We start from the raw sequence: 20,574 nt of genomic DNA on the forward strand, positions 1-20,574 counted from the left end.
ATAGTTTGTTAAGATAATTTGTGTAGGAGGAATGTTCAGTTGAAGGTTATTAATGATCGATACGATGTCATAAGATTATTGCATAAAGACAGTAGTTTTATAGAATATCTCGTATCAGACAAGGCAAAAAATAAAGAAATTAAACGTATTAGAATTTTCGACACTGAAATGTCCAACTATGACTTTATCAAGCAGATGGAGGAACAATTTGTCGAGTTAAAAACAATTGTACATGAAAATGTACTTTCTAATTATGAATTTCAAGCGATTTTAACGGTAAATGGCAATCGAGTTAATCGGAAACAGTATTTCTATACTTATGAACATTATGAAGACTCAGATATTGTCAATTACATTGAATTGAATAAATCCGAAATCAATAGCGTTATTGCACAGTTATGTAAAGCGATAAGATATCTGCATTTTAGAGGAATCGTATATAAGTACCTCAATTTTGATCAGTTGATTCTACTTAAAAAAGAGGGCAGTATACAACTTAAGCTAAAAGACATCGCAAGTAACTTCATCAATGATTATTATTTTAAAATGGACCATGAACGCTTTAGTCAATTCATTGCCCCAGAGATCGTTTGGGGTGAGGAGACAAATGAACAAGTAGATATCTACTCGTTAGGCGCTATGGTCTATTATTTGTATTACAGAATTGATTACAGAACAAAATCCCTTCAAACTTTAATTGGAAGTGGTCATAATAACGAAATACAAAGAATGATTATGAAAGCAACCAGTCAAATTAGAGATGAAAGACATGAGAACATTGACCGCTTCATCTCAGAATTGTCGAGTTTGATTTGGATTGAGGTTGATCATGGCGATGTAAAATACTATGACAAAATCAACGAAAGTACCCGTTTAATTGGTAGAGACTCACTGATAAAGGATGTAAAACGCCTTTTAAGTTTAAAAAGTAGAAAAGCCTTAAATCAGCATGGCATTATGATTCAAGGCGAGATGGGAAGCGGTAAAACGAGAGTCCTAAATGAAATCTTCTACATCTCTAAGTTTAGTCGTTATAATTATATTCAATTAAGACCTACGGATTATTCAGATGTATTCTATACAACTAAAGCTCTTATAAGGCACATTTCTGCGCAAGACGACGTCTCTCCTATGCTCATTCAGAAATATGGTCAAGAGCTTGTTTGTCTTGTGCCTGAGTTGGCAGTCCAATGGAATATTAAAGACGTTAAAAGCATTGATATAAAGAATCAGTATCTACGAATTTTAAATCGAGTGTTTAATTTCTTTATCGATTATACCAGCAACAAGTTTTTCCTTTTTTTAATAGATGATTTTGATAAGATTAGCAAAGTAGAACGTACCTTTTATGAAATGCTCTTTGAATATAAGGGGACGAGCAATTACTTCGTTATTGCAGCAACTTCAGAAGAAGATACATCGTTTAAAAAGTACGATGAGGTAATCACCCATTTTAAACTGTCATCACTCAATCTAGAAGAGACCGGTCAAATGGTAAAGGCTTTGCTTGGCCTAAATTATATTCCATATAAGTTGACACACCGCTTAATGCTTGAAAATCAGGGGAAAGCGAGTGTTACTAAAAGACTTGTAAAACGTCTTTGGTATGACAATGTTATCTATTTTGACGATCAAAGAATGGTTTGGAATTTTGATGAAGTGGATGATAGCTTTACCTTTGACTATGTGGATCAGAAGAAGGAAGATTTCGATACTATTATCAATAGTATAAAAAGAGAGCATTATGAAGTCCTTAGAAAGTTATCAGTACTGAAGGGCTCATTTAGCATGCAAACATTAATTAATTTTGCTGATGTAGAAGAAGAGTTCGGCTATTACTTTATCTATGAAATGGAAGAAAAACACATTTTAAATAAGAGAATCAGCGACGTTGAATACGTTTTCGTCTTTCATACAAATGAAATGAGAAAAGCCTTTTACGACACACTTTCGAGTGAAGAAGTGATTGCAATTTCTCAAAAAGCATCCGGTTTATTTGAAAAGAAGTTTACAGATTATGGAGAAATCAATGAGTCTTTAATCGATTATCTTGTTGCAAGTGAGGACCTTCCTAAAGCTGCAGATTATTGTATGACTTTTTCAAAAGTTTACATGGACAAATCAAACATTCATAAAGCAATTGATCTCATGGAGCAGGGACTAGAACTGTACTTGAAACAAAACGATAATATTAAAGTTGTGGATTATGCGATTCAGCTAATAAAATTATTAATAAAAGCAGGTCGACTTGAGCGTGCAATAGAAAAGGTTGAGTTCACTTATACAATCATTCCTGAAGAAGCAAAAGAGCGTTTGATTGATCTGAAAATTGAAAATGCATATATCTTGTATTTTAAAAATGACATTACAAGATCAGAGGAACTCGCAAGAGAAGCACAAGAATCAGCACGGAGTATTGAATATATCGACGGTGAGCTTAGAGCCGGTTATATTATTTCTAGATGCTTAATCAGTCGCGGCGAGCTTGTAGCACATGAAAAACTTGCACTAGAATGTCTTGAATTAAGTAAAAAGCACCAATTAACTTATCACAATGCGGTTTTCGAAAATGAGAAGGGAATCAACAGTCTTTATAACAACAAGTTTGACGAGAGTATTGAAGCTTTTACTGAAAGCTTAAAATTGCATAAAGAAATTGAAGACGACGAAAATATCGTGAAAGCCTATAATAACTTTGGCGTCATCTATCTAGATGGATATGGTGATTATATTGTTGCGCGTGATTACTTTAGAAAAGCATATACGAAGGCAAATTCAAAAAACTATTTTATGAACCTGCCTGTTTATCTGAACAACCTTGGCGAGACTTATCGCATTGAAGGTCGTTACGAGATGGCAAATAAGTATTTTGATGAATCTTATCAAATGGCTGAAACCGTGGGTGACAAAACCATGATCATATTGGCACTCCTCAATTTATGTCATGGTAAGCTTTTAGATGAGCAATATGGTAAGACGCATAAACTGATTGCTAGATTAGAGCATGAGATTGGTATTATTCAAAATAGAGATTATGACAAATTGGATTTTTACTTACTTCACTTTGAATATTTCCTAACCATGAACAGCATTATGAAAGTTAATCAGTGGCGATATGAGTTTAATGCAGATGATGTTGTAGACGATTATAGAAAATATCGTTTAAAAATTATAGATTTAAAACTAAGCTATAGAAAAGAACACCAGGCAATCCCTCAATTGAGTGAAGGCGTTTCAAAGCGTGTTTTACCTATTGCAGAGATAGAAACTCTTTTTGAGATTACCGAAAACCCAGCTGAATCAAAGCTACTTAGAGAGTTCGTTCTAGAGCTATTAATTGATATTATAGTAGAGAGAGATTATCTACAGGCTGAAAAGCTACTTCAAATTGACAACGCACTAATGAAAAGATATAATACCAAATTGGTGCGATTGAAAAGAGATTTTATAGAAGCTTGTTTTTCTGATTATTCTATTGAGAGAACCGTTTCTCTTCTCGATCAAATTAAAGAGCAGTCTGCAGAGTTTTTATGGCGCGTTTACTATATATTAGGCAATGAGTATTACGATAAGAACAACACTTATGAGGCATTAAAATACTATTTAATGGCACTTGATGTCATCGCTGATTTAACTGCGAACATTCCATATGAGTTTAAAGAAACCTATATCCTACACGATGATTTGAAAATGGCTTTAAAAAATAAAATCAATAAAATCATCAGGATTTTACTTAATTTCGAGGGGACGCGTTATGGCGTGATTTCAGAAGGTAGAATCGATACGGTAGAGGATTTCTTTGATCTTAGTCAGTTTAATTTACTTTACAACAATTCAGAGTTTTTGAACCTAGTTTATAAAAATTATGATTTATCGGAAAGTGAAAAGTATGAGAGCTCAATTGACTTAATTAAGCATTTAGAGAAGGATGAGATTACAAATCTTAAGCTGATTTTAAAATATTTACAGCAGCTGACGATTGGTGAACGTGCCTTTATTTATCTTTTGGATGAAAACGATAACATTAGTGAAGTTATTCGAACAGAAGCATCTACACCAGATTATGACATAATAAAGCTGATTAATAATTTTGGTAATGATATTGAGGGCATTCATATTTCTAAGCTCAATCCGCATACCAATATTCAGCTTTTATCAGAAGATCAAAAAGCGATGATCTGTTTTCCTATCTACGAGGCTTCTGCAGATCGTAAGGATGGGGAAAAGCGTCGAGATGATATTTTTTCTTCGAAGAAAAAAATCAGTGGTTATGTGTTTTTGGATACAACAAATGTCATTAATCGATTCAATGATTATACTTTTGAACAGGCGAAATCGTTTATCAACTTGATTTATGTGTTTATAGACAACTATAATCTCAAGAAGCTATCGACGATTGATAAACTTACAGGCGTTTATCTAAGAAAGCATATAGAACAGCAATTTGCTGTGCTTATGAGTATCTCTAGACAACAGAATTATAGCTTATCCGTCATTATGTTAGATATTGATAAGTTTAAAAACGTCAATGATACGTATGGTCATAGAAAAGGTGATGAAATCCTTTCTGTCATTGGTGAGCTTTTATTAAAATCAGTTCGTAACACAGATTTTGTCGGGCGATATGGTGGTGAAGAGTTTGTCATTATCTTACCTGAAACGGATGCTTCTAGCGGTTATAAGGTCGCTGAGAAAATTAGGCTCTTAGTTCAGGAAAGTAAACTTTTAGGAGAAGAACATCCTTTAACTGTTAGCTTAGGGATTGCGACCTATCCAATTGACGGTGCCAATGAAGAAGAGTTGATAGAAAAAGCTGATCAAGCGCTGTATTATAGTAAAAACAACGGGCGAAATCGATCAACCAGTTGGGACGATAACTTAATCAAAGAAGGGCACCGCTATGACCGTTTAACTGGGATTTTAACTGGGAATATTTCATCTGATACAAGAAACATGCAAGCCATTCTAGACATTATCAATCAATTGAATCATGGTCATAGTCAAAAGGATGGTATAAAAAACACCTTCATTTCACTACTGGATATCACAGAGGGTGATGAGATACAGTTCATAAAATTTGATAAAAAGGGTCAAATTCAAGATATCTTGTATAAGAAAAAAGGATTTGATGAGATTGTCGATAAACAAATATTAGATCAAAGACTCATCGAGCAGTTTACTGGCACCAATCAGAGTCATTATTTTATCGATTGGGAAGAAATTACAGACAAAGATGCACTTGCTATAGATGATGCCATTATGCCTGATTGGAAATCATATATTTTTATGAGTTTTCATTCAGAAGACAATTGTGGACTATTGGCTATATCAGTTAGAATTAAAGTTAAAGAATTTGATTTTAGCAATTTTAACTTTGTAGAATCGTTAAGACCTGTTCTTGAACATATTTTATTTTGATGTTATGGCATTAAGCTGTAACGATTTGGAAAGGGAAACAAATGATTTTAAATGACTTTCTCCCGATGAATAGGGAGGATTTAAACCGATTAGAATGGGATGCTGTAGACTTCGTGCTCGTTTCTGGAGATGCGTATGTTGACCATCCGAGCTTTGGTCCTGCCATTATTGGCAGGGTTTTGCTTGATGCTGGGTTTAAAGTAGGGATTATTGCTCAGCCCAACTGGAATGATCCTGAAAGCGTTAAGGCCTTAGGAACACCTAGATTGGGTTTCTTGGTTACTGCTGGAAATATGGATTCTATGGTTAACCACTACTATGTGTCGAGAAGAAAAAGAACGACTGATAATTATTCTCCTGGTGGCGAAATGGGGTTAAGACCAGATCGTGCAACCATCGTTTATACCAACCTGATTCGTAAATCCTTTAAAGATATGCCTATAATTATAGGTGGGATTGAAGCCTCGCTTAGACGATTTGCACACTATGATTATTGGGATGATAAAGTGCGTCGTTCAGTCCTTTTTGATAGTGGTGCGGATTTACTCGTGTTTGGAATGGGGGAATCTCAAATTGTTGAGATTGCTGAGTTCTTAGACAATGGGATAGATGTGAAGTACATTCAGCATATTCCTGGGACTTGTTTTATAACAGATGATTTGTCAAATGTTCCCGGTGCACTTGAAATCGATTCTTTTGAAGTCGTATCAACAGATAAAGTGGCCTATGCTAAGAGTTTTAAAATACTCTATGATGAACAAGATCCAATTAGAGGTAAAATCATAGCACAAAAACATCAGAACTCTTATATCGTTCAAAATCTACCTGCAAGACCTTTAGAAAGAAAAGATTTTGACTGGGTGTTTAAACTTGGATATCAAAGAGAAGTTCATCCATCTTATATGCCACAAGGCGTTCCCGCAATCTCAGAAGTTAAGCTGAGTATCATCAGTGAGAGAGGCTGCTTTGGAAACTGTTCTTTCTGCGCACTGGGCTTCCATCAAGGTAGGATTATTACCTCTAGATCGCACGAATCGATTATGGACGAAGCACAAGAAATTATTACAGATAAGGATTTCAAAGGCTATATTCATGACGTTGGTGGTCCGACGGCTAACTTTAGAAATCCAGCGTGTGAAAAACAATTAAAGCATGGTGCGTGTAAGCATAGACAATGTCTTTATCCAGAGCCTTGCGAACATTTGAATGTCAATCATGAGGACTATGCAGAGCTTATGAAAAAGCTTCGTGAGATGGAAGGGGTCAAAAAGGTCTTTATCCGAAGTGGTATTCGATATGATTATCTAATGTACGATGATTCGAAAGATTTCTTCGTAGATTTATGCGAGCATCACGTCTCAGGGCAGCTAAAAGTCGCACCTGAGCATATTGATCAAACCGTTTTAGATTATATGGGTAAACCTAGTGGAAAGCTCTATGGGGATTTCGTAAAAACATTTGATTCAATAAATGCTTCGCTACACAAAGACCAGTATATCATTCCATACTTGATGAGTTCTCATCCAGGGAGTACAATTAAATCGGCAATTAAGCTTGCTGAGTACCTTCGTGATATATACTATACACCAGAGCAGGTTCAGGATTTTTATCCAACGCCAGGTACACTTAGTACGTGTATGTACCATACAGGACTTGATCCTAGGACTATGAAACCTGTTTATGTGCCAAAATCAACACATGAAAAAGCGATGCAGCGCGCATTGCTACAATATAAAAATCCCAAAAATTACGATTTAGTGTATGAAGCGCTTGTTTTAGAGGGAAGAACTGATTTAATCGGATTCCATGATAAAGCACTCATTCGCCCGCGAAATGAAAAGCGTCAACATCCAGTCAAAACAGGGAAGGGCAACCCTCCTAATAGAAGTACGCAAAAGACTCAAAAAAGACGATAATTTGATACGATTTAGACAAAATATCAACAAAAAGGGGAAGCGTTATGAAAAAAGTTGTGATTGATGGTCAAAGTTTAACGATTGATAAAGTATTAGAAGTTGCTAGATTTGGAGCTGAAGTAGTCATCTCTGAGGAAGCAGCTATAAAAGTAGAAAAAGCTAGACAATTCGTAGATGAGTTAGTGGATTCTAAAAAGGTTGTCTATGGCATAACCACTGGTTTTGGTAAATTTTCAGACGTAGTTATCTCTAAGGAAGAAACAAAAGACCTTCAAAGAAACTTAATTATCAGTCACGCTTGTGGTGTTGGTAATCCTTTCTCTGAAGAAATAGCAAGAGCAATTATGCTTCTTAGAGTGAATAACTTATCAAAAGGTCACAGTGGTGTTCGTCCAGTGACGATTCAAACTTTAGTTGATATGTTAAACAAAGGAGTTAATCCAATTATTCCTGAGAAAGGATCTTTAGGCGCGAGTGGTGATCTTGCACCGTTATCTCATATGGTTCTAGTTATGATAGGACTTGGAGAAGCGACTTATAAAGGCGAGAGAATGTCAGGAGCTGAAGCAATGAAGCAAGCTGGCATTGAACCAATAGAATTGACTTCGAAAGAAGGCTTAGCTTTAATTAATGGCACACAAGTTATGACTGCAGTAGGCACGATTGCAGCATATGAAGCGATTCAACTTGTGAAACTTAGCGATATTTCTGCTGCGTTAACTCTTGAAGCATTGAATGGCATTACAGATGCCTTTGATCCAAGATTACATCAAGTAAGACCACATCAAGGTCAAATCGATACAGCTGCAAATATGCTTAGATTAGTTGAAGAAAGTGGATTGACGACAAGACAAGGTGAAATTAGAGTACAGGATGCCTATACATTAAGATGTATTCCGCAGATTCATGGTGCGTCTAAAGATGCACTTAATTTTGTAGTCGATAAAATCAATATCGAAATCAATGCAGTGACTGATAATCCAATTCTATTTCCTGAAGATGGTGTTGCTTTTTCAGGGGGTAACTTCCATGGACAACCAATGGCATTGCCATTCGACTTCTTGGGAATAGCGCTTTCTGAAGTTGCGAACGTTTCAGAGAGAAGAATAGAGAGACTTGTGAACCCTCAATTAAGTGGTTTGCCTGCATTCTTAACACCTTACGGTGGTTTACATTCAGGATTTATGATTGCTCAATATGCTGCAGCAGCTCTCGTATCAGAAAATAAAGTGTTGGCACATCCAGCAAGTGTCGACTCTATCCCTTCATCAGCAAATCAAGAAGACCATGTAAGTATGGGAACGATCGCCGCTAGAAAAGCAAAAGAAATACTATTCAACGCACAAAATGTAATCGCAATTGAGCTTTTATGTGCTGCTCAGGCGATTGATTTTAATGATGCTAGTAAGCTTGGCAAAGGAACTGCTATTGCGTACAAATGCATCAGAGAGGTAGTTGACAAAATAGAAGAAGATAGAGTAATGAATGTAGATTTTAACAAGATTTATGATATAATAAAGTCAAATGTAATTTTATCAAGAGTAGAAGAAGTGCTTGGTACTCTTAAAGCCTAAAAGAATCTTTATGAATAATTGAGATTCAGCGGTTGCTAATGAGACTCAAGCTTAGAAAGGTGAAAATTTGTTAGGACAAGATAAGTTGGATCGAATTAATTTTCTTGCTAATAAGAAGAAAACTGAAGGACTTACTGAGGCAGAGGCGATTGAGCAAGCAGAACTTAGAACGAAGTATCTCGAAGCCTTTAGGAAAAACTTCAAACAACAGCTAGATAACGTTGAAATTGTTTATAAAGATTAGTGTGAGGTGATTGTATGGCAGATAAGCAGTATATAATATTTAAGCTGAATGATGAAAAATTCGCAGCAAACATTAACCATATAGCTTCAATTACTGAATATGCCTCAATTACGCCACTACCTAATGGCCCGGCATACGTTGATGGTTTATTGAACTTAAGAGGCGATATTATTCCAGTTGTCAACTTGAAAAAGCGCTTTAACTTAGCTGAACAACGTATGAATCAAAAGAGAATTTTAATTGCGCGAAAAGGGGATATGCAGATTGGCTTTTTAGTTGACGATGCGTCTCAATCGATGTCTGTTGATACAGCAGATATTTTACCGCCACCTAAAATCGCAATTAAAAGAGACAATGCTTATATTTCAGAGGTGTGTGTCCATAAGGGTGAACTCATAATTGTAATTGACCTTGACCGCGTCTTAAGTGATGAAGAGATAGACGAATTGACCGGATTATAATACAGAATATATTTACTAGATTACTAGGACTCAAGATTCAAAAAAGCCCACGTTATATATACACGTGGGCTTTTATGGTATAATACTCTTTAGACTAAATATGGGGTGTTGATGTGAAAAACGCTATAACAATTGGCAGTTTAGATCAGATTATTCAAAAGACAGCTTCGGCCATTGAAGAGGGAAAAAAAGAAATATTTGAAATTTCCGAACGGGCTAGACATGACTTTATTTCCTATGAACAAGAGTTGATTGGAATTAAGGCAAAGTTGACCATCATGATCAACGAGGTCGATAAGCTTGAAATTCGGTCTAAAATGGCGCGAAATATGATTAAAACCATCAACGAGCATTTTGAAGAGTTTACTGAAAATGACATAAAAGAAGCCTATGCGCTTTCACAAAAGGTTATTGTAGCTTTGAACTCCAAAAGACAAGAGGAAAAGGAACTTGGAGAACGAAGAAATGAGCTAGAGAGACTGATGCGCAACAGCATTGAAGTGATTAAGAAATCAGAGATTTTGGAAACTAAAGTGAGCGTTGCCTTAGAGTATTTGACAAGTGGCGTGTTTGAGCAAATAGAAGATTTGAAGCAAAAGCGTGATCTGAGCATCAAGATCGTCGAAGCTCAAGAGAACGAGAAGAAGAGGATTTCGAGAGACATCCACGATGGTCCTGCACAATCTTTAGCAAACGTCATATTTAAGGCAGAATATGCCTCCAAAATGATCGACGCCTCTCCTGTAAAAGCAAAACGTGAGATTGCAGAGCTTCAAGAGGATGTACGCGTTACACTTAAAGACATCAGAAAAATCATATACGACTTAATGCCAATGTCACTAGATGATTTAGGACTAGTCCCGACGATTAAGAAACTGATCAATAATATAATGGATACGACCAATATTCATATCGATTTCAATGTTATGCAATCATCTGTCATCGATAATCAGCTGACAAATTTAATGGTTTTTAGAGTCATTCAAGAAGCGTTTAATAACATTGTTAAGCACTCTAATTGTAAAAAAGCCAGCATAGATTTATATATAAGCGATTTAGAAGTGACGCTAACCATTTCGGATGATGGTGTAGGCTTCGATGTCGATAAAACGACGCTTAACCCAATGGGTTTTGGATTATATAACATGAAGGAACGAATTGAGATTATCAACGGAACACTAGAGCTCGTTTCTGGTCACCTTCAAGGAACGACAATCAAAATAAGAATACCTAATAGTTGACGGAGGCTTATATGAATAAGATTAAAGTAATGATTGCCGATGACCATGCATTAATTCGAGAAGGAATTAAAAAATTACTAGAACTGGAAGAAAACTTCGAAATCGTTGCATTAGCTGGTGATGGTGAACAGGCAATTGCAAGTATTAAAGAGACATCTCCAGATGTGGTTCTACTTGACATCAATATGCCAGTGATGAATGGTATCGACTGCTTAAAGCAAATTAAACAAGATTACCCAGAAATCAAAGTAATTATGTTGACGATTCATGAAGATGCAGAATATCTTATTGAAACGATTAACATAGGTGCAGAAGGCTATGTACTTAAAGATGCAGATGTTTCATCACTTGTGAAAGCCATCCAGAAGGTTGTTCAAGGTGAGGTTTATATCCATCCAACACTCTCTGGGATTCTTGTCAGAGAGTATAAAAGAAAAGATAAAAACATAGAAGATGTTATAGGTAATAACCTTACGAAAAGAGAGTACGAGGTCATCCGTCTAATTTCAAAGGGATATAATAATAAAGAAATTGCAATTGAGCTTTTTATCTCTGAGAAGACCGTTAAAAACCATGTTTCAAACATCTTTAAGAAGATCAAAGTAACTGATCGTACTCAAGCGGCACTCTATGCAATTAAACATAATATTACAAAAATTTAATTGACTTGAATATATAAATTTATTTAGATATCCTATATATATGGCGTAGCGATATGCGAATCAATTCAAGGGGGATATTATGGAAGATTCTAAGTCATTTGAAGAATTGTCAAAATCTTTAACACACAGTTTCAAAAATGCCTGGGAAGCATTAAGCGAAGAAGAAACAAAGGTATGCTTTGACTTTAATGAAGATTACAAACGTTTTCTTGATAAAGGTAAAACTGAACGTGAAAGTGCTAACGAGATTTTGAGACTTGCAGTTGAAAAAGGATATAAAAGTATTGATCTTTTCTTAGAAGGAAAAGAGAAAATTAATGCTGGTTCAAAGATTTACGCGATGAATCGTGACAAATCGATCGTTCTTTTCGTAATCGGCGAAAAACCATTAAAAGAGGGTATGAACATCGTTGGTGCACACATAGATGTACCTAGAATTGATTTAAAACCATTCCCACTTTATGAAGATAGTGATATGGCTTTCTTTAAAACACACTATTATGGTGGCATTAAGAAATACCAATGGACAGCTACTCCGTTAGCTTTACACGGTGTTGTATTTAATAAAAATAACGAAAAAATCGAAGTTATAATTGGTGAAGATGATAATGATCCTGTATTAGCAATTACAGATTTACTACCACATCTTGCTAAGGATCAAGCTTCAAAATCACTCGCTGAAGGTATTGATGGAGAGACTTTAAATGTCTTAGTCGGTCATATGCCAATCGGTGATGATAAAACAAAAGATAAAGTTAAACTTCATGTTCTTAAAATTCTTAGCGAAAAATACGGTATTGAAGAAGCTGATTTTATGTCTGCTGAATTTGAAATCGTGCCTGCAGGAAAAGCAAAAGACCTTGGTTTTGACCGTTCTATGATCTCTGCTTACGGACATGATGATCGCGTTTGTAGCTATACAGGACTTGCAGCTATGCTAGAACTTGAAAATGTTCAAACAACTGCTTGCGGTATGTTTATGGACAAAGAAGAAGTGGGCAGCCAAGGTAATACTGGCTCACAATCTAGATATTTTGAGAATATCGTTGCAGAGTTAATCGCACTTCAAGAACCGAACTTTAGTGATCTTCTATTAAGAAGGTGTATTTCAAACACACAAGTGTTATCTGGAGATGTTGGCGCAGCATTTGATCCGAATTATGCTGGGGCATATGACAAACGTAACTCGGCTCATATCGGAAAAGGTGTTCAATTGGTTAAGTACACTGGCGCTAGAGGCAAAGGTGGCTGTAACGATGCCAATGCAGAGTTTCTAGGTGAAGTAAGAAAAATCTTTAGTGACAACGATATTGTATGGCAAATTGGTGAACTTGGTAAAGTTGATCAAGGTGGTGGTGGTACAATTGCTTATATATTAGCAAATTCAAATGCTGAAGTTGTTGACTGTGGCGTTCCTGTACTAAGCATGCATGCACCATATGAAATCGTAAGTAAAGTTGACGTTTATATGACTTTCAAAGCGTATAAAGCATTCTTGAATCGCTAGAACAAGCCTATATCGTCACAAATAATTTACAACCTATTCAATAGTTAAATTGGAAGAAACCATAAAAGTATTGTATAATATTTCTAGACTAGTAAATGAGCATTGTTACAATGCTCATTTTTACTTTAATTAGGAGGGCATTATGAGCAAACAGATTTTTGTAATCGACGACGATGAGAATATCAGAGAACTAATCGCATTATATCTCACAAAAGAAGGTTATTCTGTTGAGCAATATGACAGCGGCGAAAAAGGAATTGAAGCATTTAATAAGACGACACCTGATTTAGTTTTGCTTGATATAATGATGCCTGGCATGGATGGTTATGACACATTGAAAGCAATCAGAAAACTTGGATCAGTGCCAGTAATAATGGTAACAGCAAAAGACGAAACTTTTGATAAAGTACTAGGCTTAGAGCTTGGTGCAGATGATTATATCGTTAAGCCGTTCGAACCAAAAGAGATGACTGCTCGCGTTAAAGCGGTTATAAGAAGATTTCAAAATTCAGATAAGATTGAAAACGAAGGAATCGTATCTGTTCCGAATTTAACTATAAATATGTCAGATTACAATGTTACTTACTTTGGTGAAATTTTAGAATTACCACCTAAAGAAATTGAATTACTCAATTACCTAGTGAGTCATCCCAATAGAGTGTTTACTCGTGAACAGCTTCTAGATCATATCTGGGGTTACGATTTCTTTGGTGAGACGAGAACGGTAGACGTTCATATTAAACGCCTTAGAGAAAAATTTGAACGTGAAGATAACGGTTGGGAAATTAAAACTGTTTGGGGCGTTGGGTATAAATTTAAAATAGATTAGAGGTGTTTTATGAAGACCATTTTTCATAAATTTGCTTTTATCTATATTATGATTTTTTTAATTTCTTTTATACTGATTATCATAGGTGTAAGAACGGTTCTTGACATCTATTTCGTCAGCCATGAAACCGATTTGATTATTAAAAGAGTTTCCAATTACGAAGAGCTCGTCAATAGCAGATATGTCAATTCCATAAGTCTTAATGTATTACAGGAGCAGGTGATTCTGCTGGATGGCTATACGGGTGCAAATATTTGGCTGTTTACAGAAGATGGACAGCTTTATACGACTGAAATTGATCGTTCTGCGATGAATTTAGAGGAGTTTCCTGATTTAGCGAGTGAAATTCAGCAAGTCTTCGCAGGTGAGACAACCAGTAAAGAAGTTTCATATAAAAATCTATATACAGATAGAATGCTAAGAGTTGGTTATCCGTTCAATGTTGGTGAAACCACTTATGCAATGTTTATAAATGTGCCGATGCCGGAAATTGAAGATACCATTTCAAGAGTTTCTATTATTATCTTTGTTTCACTTGCGATATCTGGTTTGTTGGCCGTTATTTTAATTTTCATGATCACGCGTCGAATGGGTTATGAGATTAATGTTATTAACGAGTCAGCGAGATATATTGCTGAAGGTAACTTTGACAAAAAGATCATCATCAACAGAAAAGATGAGTTGGGCGAACTTGCAGAGAGCTTTAATGTTATGGCAGATGAGCTCAATAAACAAGAGAATACAAAGAGAATGTTTATATCCAGTTTATCTCACGATTTAAGAACGCCACTGACTACCATCAAGGGTTACACACAAGGGATATTGGATGGTACGATAGATGGCGAAAAACAGGATCGTTATTTAAAGATCGTATTGAATGAAATTGACCGCTTGGTTAAAATGATTAACGATTTACTGGACCTTTCGAAAATGGAAAGTGGCGCATTGGTATTAAACAAAACTGACTTTGATTTAAATGAGTTAATTGTCAATGTACTGGATAACTTCGAACAGAAGATTGTTAGTAAGCGAGTTAAGTTGACGATTGATTTATCGAAAGAAAAAGTGTTGGCACATGGTGATTATACGGCGATTCATAGAGTGGTTTATAATCTTATGGACAATGCAACAAAGTTTGTAAACGAAGATGGGTCTATCAGTATTCGAACAGAGTTTCGTGATGACAAGCTTTATGTAGGCGTGAGCAATACAGGTAAAGTACTTAGCGCGAAAGAACTGTCAATGATCTGGGATCGATTCTCTAAGCTGGACAAATCAAGAGGTCTTGAAAAAAAATCCTCAGGTTTGGGTCTATCTATTGTAAAGGAAATTATTAAAGCACATCATGAAAAAATTGATGTCTTTTCAAATGAAGATATAGGTGTTGCATTTATTTTTACTGTATCTACTCAGATTTTCAAGTCGTAAATAACACGTCATTTATGTTCGTTTTTTCGGGTTATTGTGGCAAAATCTTTAAATATGATTATAGTATTATTCATAAAATGTTCAAATTAATGCCTTATTGTATAGTCTAGGAGGTGTGTAAAATTGTTGAAGACGAATACAGGTTCTAAACATCGACAAGCTTTGGATCAACTGTTTTACGATGTCATGGAAGAAAAAGTCAGTTGTGCTATCAAGAAGGGTGAAAGTGTCATTAATACGTTTGACGTCGACGTAAGAGAAAATGACAAGGGTTTCGTCGTAGAAGCCGAGTTACCTGGATTTACAATTGAAAATATCACGATTGTCTACGAAAACAGTTATCTAAGTATCATTGCTGAAAAGCGTGGGCTTGATCACGATGAGGAATATGATTTTATACGCCGCGAAAGAAGGTTTGGAATCTTTAGACGCAATTTCTTAGTTCAAGATGTTGACAGTGATCATATTAAAGCGACACTTAAAAATGGCGTGTTAAAGATTGAATTACCCAAAGCTTCACATACGATGTTTTAAATCTTATGACGAGGTGATTCAAGATGGATGAAAACGAACGCAAAGATTCATATTTAGATTCAGAATTGACAGATCAAGATTCAGAATTGACCAATCAAGATTCGTCAGTTGAAAATGAGGCAGATTCAAAAGCTGAAAATAGCGATATTATTGAAGCTGTTAGCTTAGAAGGAAATACTGAGTATTCAGAGCAAGCAAAGCAAGAACCAAGCAATAAACCGCCTGAGTTTATTACAATTAAAGAAGAGGCTACAGAAGCTAAACCTATAAAGGTGAATAAGAAAAGACATATTAAACTCTCTTCTGTCTTAACGGTTATGCTCGCAATTGTTTTAATTAGTGGCAGCACTTATACGATTGGCTATTATAATGGTCAAATTAATTTAAATGAATCAGCAATCAATGATAAAATTGACAAATTGCTAGAAAGTAATTTCAAGGCAGATATTTATCAATCTGTAAAGGAGTACATCGATCAAACTGGCGTCAATACCACTATGACAGATGCGGATGTAAGTGAAATATATAAAAATGTTGGTAACTCAATTGTGGGCATAACCAGCAAGTCTTATATTTACGATTGGTTCAACAATCAACAAGAAGCAACTGCAAAAGGTTCAGGTGTAATAATTGATCAAGATTCGAAACAGTTCTTTATCGTTACAAACTACCATGTGGTTTCCGATGCGACAGATGTCGTCGTTGAGTTAGCAAAAGATCAGATCGTTGATTCGAAACTGATAGGATATGATGAAACCACTGACTTAGCAGTTATATCGATTCAAAAATCAGATGTAAACAGCGATTTGATAGGGGATCTCAGACCGATTGCTATTGGTGATTCAAGCAAGCTTCAAATTGGTGAAGTTGCTATCGCAATTGGTAATCCACTCGGCTATAGTAATACTGTAACGTCAGGCATCGTAAGTGCCGTTGATCGTCAAGTATCGGAAGATACAGACATGACTTATATTCAAACAGATGCCGCAATTAATCCAGGTAACTCTGGTGGTGCACTTGTGAACAGTAAGGGCGAATTAATCGGTATTAACTCAGCTAAGATAGCTGAAACCGATGTTGAAGGTATCGGGTTTGCCATTCCTTCAGATAAAGTCATGGAGATTGCACAGGAGTTGATGGACAAAGGCTACGTATCTAGACCATTTATTGGTATAGGTGGTGTAGATGTTGATGAGAACTCTGCTAAACTCTATAACATACCAATGGGTGTGCTTGTTAAGTATGTTTATGAGGGTTCACCAGCTGAAAAGGCTGGCCTTCAAGTAATGGATTTAATCGTCGGTATGAACGATCAAAACATTTACAATATGGAGGATTTAACCACTCAGCTTGCAACCTATAAGGTAGGCGATACCGTTAAACTTAAAATCGTTAGAAACGAAAAAGAAGAAATGGAAATCAACGTTGTGCTGGGTGAAAAAGGCACACAAAAACAATAGTCGATTCAACAAGTGATACTAAATGACCATAAAAAGCTATTCTCAGAGATGAGAGTAGCTTTTATTTTATTACATAAACAAGACATTGACAGTAACGTAACGTTACAGCATATAATAAAGCTAGTTACAAAATGATACGAAATAGACTCTTGGAGGATAATAATGGCACAATCATTAATTGTATATTACTCATATTCCGGCACAACCGAGCATTTAGCTGAAACCATAGCGATTATTACTGACGGTGACATTAGAAAATTGATTCCCGAAAGGCCATATTCGTTTACCTATAATGGTGCAACAAAAGAAGCAAGGAATGAGATTGAGAGAGGGTATTGTCCCAAACTATTAACAGGTTTGGAATCAGTTGAAAATTATAATCGCATTTATATAGGGAGCCCGAACTGGTTTAAATCATTTGCCCCGCCAATATTAAGCTTTTTACGGTCAGTAAATTTGAACGGTAAAACGGTGATCCCTTTTTGTACGCACGGTGGTGGTGGTTTTGGCAGTATTGAGGCGGGTATAATCAAAGAGTGCCCACAATCGATCGTATTACCGGGTTTTGAAACGACAAGCGCATTTTGTGATGAGCATGTTGAAATTTGGATTAATAGTATGATAGGGAGGTAATTTTGAAAGAAAATCATTTTACTGTAAAAGATATTACAAAGATAACAGGAATATCACGTCGAACTTTGCATTATTATGATGAGATTGAACTATTAAAAGCCACTGAATATACTACAAATGGTTATCGGCTGTATAGTAGAGAAGAACTTGAAAAATTACAAATTATATTATTTTTAAAAGAGTTGGACTTATCTTTGAAAGAAATTTCAACCATTTTGAAATTATCAAAATGTGAGCAAAATGAATTTTTGGAACAACATTCTGATATTTTATCAAGTAAAATTCAACGGTTAGAAAATATCAAATCCAATTTATCACGGTATTTATCAGGTGAAAATCTTGTGGCATTAGAGTTGTTTCAAAACTCTAAAATTATTCCCTATAAAAACCAGTACGAGAGAGAAGGAAAGTTGATCTTTGGAGAAACCCCCAAATATAAAGAATATGAAGCAAACTTGGCAAAGTTGAATAAAGAGGAAAGAGATCAATTTTTTATTTCTTTTGAAAGTCGTATGGAAGAAATTTTCAAACTATTTGCAATGCATACTGATGAATCACCATATTCTCAAGTAGTTCAAAGCATTGTAAGTCAATGGGTAGATGGGTTTACAGGCGTGTTTGAATGTGACAATGAAATCCTAATCTGTGTGGCACAAAATTATAAACACGATAATCGATTTAGGACCTATATTAATCAGTTCAGCAATATAGATTTAAGTGATTATATCTATAAGGCGATTCTATTTTATTGTGGTGAAGAACCTGTTAAACTGGATCAATAGATCCAATTTGACTCTTTTTTATTAACATCTTTCCAGCAAGCGATAGAAAAGGTATAATCAGAGTATATTCTTTGAGGAATATAAATAAGGAGATTATATGTCAAATAAAGAAGTAAGAAGTTCAAGTGAAAAGAAGCATCGAAATGATACTGAAAATACAAAACAGAGGTCATTTAAATCTAAACCTTCATTAGATAGAAGCAAAACTGAATCAGAGAAATCGATGTCTGTATCAGAAAAATCGAAATCTGTTTCAGAAAGGTCAAAATCAAATTCAGAAAGACCTAATCGACCATCGGGTTCGACCTATGATAGAAAGAAAAAAACTGAGAAGAAACCTGAGAAGAAATCTGTCTCCGGACCAACAATTGAGTTGGCGATTACAGATATTGGTGAAAGTGGCGAAGGCGTTGGCAAATTTGAAGGCATGACGGTTTTTGTTCAGGGTGCTCAGCCTGGCGACACAGTAAAATGTCGTGTATATGAGCAAAAAAAGACTTACTCAAGAGCCAAAACAATTGAAATTATTAAACCTTCAAAGTTTAGAATTGTACCACCATGCCCAGTTTACGAAGCTTGCGGTGGTTGCCAGATTCAAGAAATCGAGTATCAGCAACAGCTCAAGCTTAAAGAGTCCATGGTGAACAATGCGGTTAAGCGCATTGGTGGCGTTGACCTTAAAAGTGCGCCAATTATTGGAATGAACAATCCATTTAGATACCGCAATAAAGGTGTCTATCAGATTCAAGGCTCATCAGAACAGCCTAAAATCGGGTTTTTCAGACCTAAATCACACGATGTTGTTGACGTGAAGGATTGTTTGTTACAAGATGAGATCAATGCTAAAATCGTTGATGTCATTCGTAAATACATGAAAGACTTTAAAGTCGAACCTTACAATGTCGCTAAGAAAAAGGGGACATTGATTAGTTTGATGATTCGAAAATCTGAAACAACTGGTGAAATAATGGTGGTTTTAGTAACCGCATCAAACAAATTGGCGATGTCTAAGACATTAGTAGAACTCCTTAAAGCGGTCTCGTCCAATATCGTATCTATCATTCAAAGCGTCAAAGAACATCACGGCATCAAAGGCTTGGGAGACCACTCAAAAGTTCTATATGGTAAATCCACTATTTCAGATGCCATCGAGGATTTAAACTTTGAGATTTCCGCAGAATCGTTTTATCAAGTTAACGCTAAGCAAACCAAGCAATTGTATCAAAAAGCACTTGAGTTTGCAGCACTAACGGGTGAAGAAAACGTATGTGAGCTTTACTCTGGAACGGGTACAATTTCTCTGTTCTTGGGAAAACGTGCAAAGCGTGTTTTCGGTGTGGAAATAGTACCAGAAGCAGTTGAAAACGCTAATTCAAATGCAAAGCGAAACGGACTTGAAAATGTTACATTTATCGAAGGCGATGCACATAATGTCATTACAGATTTGAGTAAGACACTTGGTGAAGATCAAAAAATAGATGTCGTCGTAGTCGATCCACCTCGTTCAGGATGTGATGAAGGCGTTATCAGTGTGATCAAAGAAATGAATCCCGAAAGAGTTGTCTATGTATCATGTAAGCCTTCTACTTTATCAAGAGATATAAAGAGACTCACAGAGGATGGTCAATATCATCTAAATCAAATCCAAGCGGTAGATGTATTTTGTCAAACGGCACATGTGGAATCTGTTGTATTATTAACGCGAGCATAATAGGAAGTCGTTACTTGACTATAAATTAACATTGAGCTATACTAAAATTCAGATCAGGTGTTACTTTACAAGTAATAACCGGGCCTTATGGCAGCAGATTAACCTGTGGGACTGTGAAATCATTCATAGTACCACAGGTTTTTATTTTTATAAAGTGCAAGTCACCAATTGATT

At 35.7% G+C, this 20,574-nt stretch carries 15 protein-coding genes and 1 riboswitch; all 15 genes read left to right on the plus strand.

The genetic code is table 11. From position 1 onward, the window contains the following. Positions 1-39: 39 nt before the first annotated feature. Positions 40-5,418, plus strand: coding sequence for a diguanylate cyclase (locus AC4PID_RS13950; RefSeq protein WP_492132606.1), 5,379 nt, complete (start codon positions 40-42; stop codon positions 5,416-5,418). Positions 5,419-5,459: 41 nt separating this feature from the next. Beyond that, on the plus strand, positions 5,460-7,334 hold the full coding sequence (locus AC4PID_RS13955; protein ID WP_492132607.1) for a YgiQ family radical SAM protein: 1,875 nt from the start codon (positions 5,460-5,462) through the stop codon (positions 7,332-7,334). Positions 7,335-7,378: 44 nt separating this feature from the next. After that, positions 7,379-8,908, plus strand: a complete 1,530-nt coding sequence (gene hutH, locus AC4PID_RS13960) for a histidine ammonia-lyase (protein ID WP_492132608.1) — start codon at positions 7,379-7,381, stop codon at positions 8,906-8,908. A gap of 67 nt (positions 8,909-8,975) precedes the next feature. Beyond that, positions 8,976-9,152: a DUF896 domain-containing protein gene (locus AC4PID_RS13965; RefSeq protein ID WP_492132609.1), complete on the plus strand. Its 177-nt coding sequence runs from the start codon at positions 8,976-8,978 to the stop codon at positions 9,150-9,152. Positions 9,153-9,166: 14 nt separating this feature from the next. Next, complete coding sequence (locus AC4PID_RS13970; RefSeq protein WP_492132610.1) at positions 9,167-9,613, plus strand: chemotaxis protein CheW; 447 nt, start codon at positions 9,167-9,169, stop codon at positions 9,611-9,613. A 113-nt stretch (positions 9,614-9,726) separates the two neighbouring features. Continuing rightward, positions 9,727-10,854 (plus strand): sensor histidine kinase, encoded by a 1,128-nt coding sequence (locus AC4PID_RS13975; protein WP_492132611.1) that lies wholly within the window; start codon positions 9,727-9,729, stop codon positions 10,852-10,854. Between the two features lie 11 nt (positions 10,855-10,865). After that, positions 10,866-11,516, plus strand: coding sequence for a response regulator (locus AC4PID_RS13980; protein WP_492132612.1), 651 nt, complete (start codon positions 10,866-10,868; stop codon positions 11,514-11,516). A 79-nt stretch (positions 11,517-11,595) separates the two neighbouring features. Beyond that, positions 11,596-13,023, plus strand: a complete 1,428-nt coding sequence (locus AC4PID_RS13985; RefSeq protein WP_492132613.1) for an aminopeptidase — start codon at positions 11,596-11,598, stop codon at positions 13,021-13,023. Positions 13,024-13,162: 139 nt separating this feature from the next. Then, positions 13,163-13,852, plus strand: coding sequence for a response regulator transcription factor (locus AC4PID_RS13990; protein WP_492135383.1), 690 nt, complete (start codon positions 13,163-13,165; stop codon positions 13,850-13,852). Between the two features lie 9 nt (positions 13,853-13,861). Then, a complete protein-coding gene (locus AC4PID_RS13995; protein ID WP_492132614.1) occupies positions 13,862-15,280 on the plus strand; it encodes a sensor histidine kinase in 1,419 nt (472 codons plus the stop codon). A 123-nt stretch (positions 15,281-15,403) separates the two neighbouring features. Beyond that, on the plus strand, positions 15,404-15,814 hold the full coding sequence (locus AC4PID_RS14000; protein ID WP_492132615.1) for an Hsp20/alpha crystallin family protein: 411 nt from the start codon (positions 15,404-15,406) through the stop codon (positions 15,812-15,814). Between the two features lie 23 nt (positions 15,815-15,837). Beyond that, a complete protein-coding gene (locus tag AC4PID_RS14005; protein WP_492132616.1) occupies positions 15,838-17,274 on the plus strand; it encodes a S1C family serine protease in 1,437 nt (478 codons plus the stop codon). A gap of 162 nt (positions 17,275-17,436) precedes the next feature. Then, positions 17,437-17,907, plus strand: a complete 471-nt coding sequence (locus AC4PID_RS14010; protein WP_492132617.1) for a flavodoxin — start codon at positions 17,437-17,439, stop codon at positions 17,905-17,907. A 2-nt stretch (positions 17,908-17,909) separates the two neighbouring features. Next, positions 17,910-18,689, plus strand: coding sequence for a MerR family transcriptional regulator (locus AC4PID_RS14015; protein WP_492132618.1), 780 nt, complete (start codon positions 17,910-17,912; stop codon positions 18,687-18,689). 97 nt (positions 18,690-18,786) lie between these two features. Further along, the gene (rlmD, locus tag AC4PID_RS14020) at positions 18,787-20,400 is read left to right on the plus strand and encodes a 23S rRNA (uracil(1939)-C(5))-methyltransferase RlmD (RefSeq protein ID WP_492132619.1); all 1,614 of its coding nucleotides are present in this window, start codon (positions 18,787-18,789) and stop codon (positions 20,398-20,400) included. Between the two features lie 38 nt (positions 20,401-20,438). Further along, positions 20,439-20,516: riboswitch (NiCo riboswitch) on the plus strand. The last annotated feature ends 58 nt before the right edge of the window (positions 20,517-20,574 follow it).

The organism is Fusibacter sp. QWL-12, from assembly GCF_058683495.1.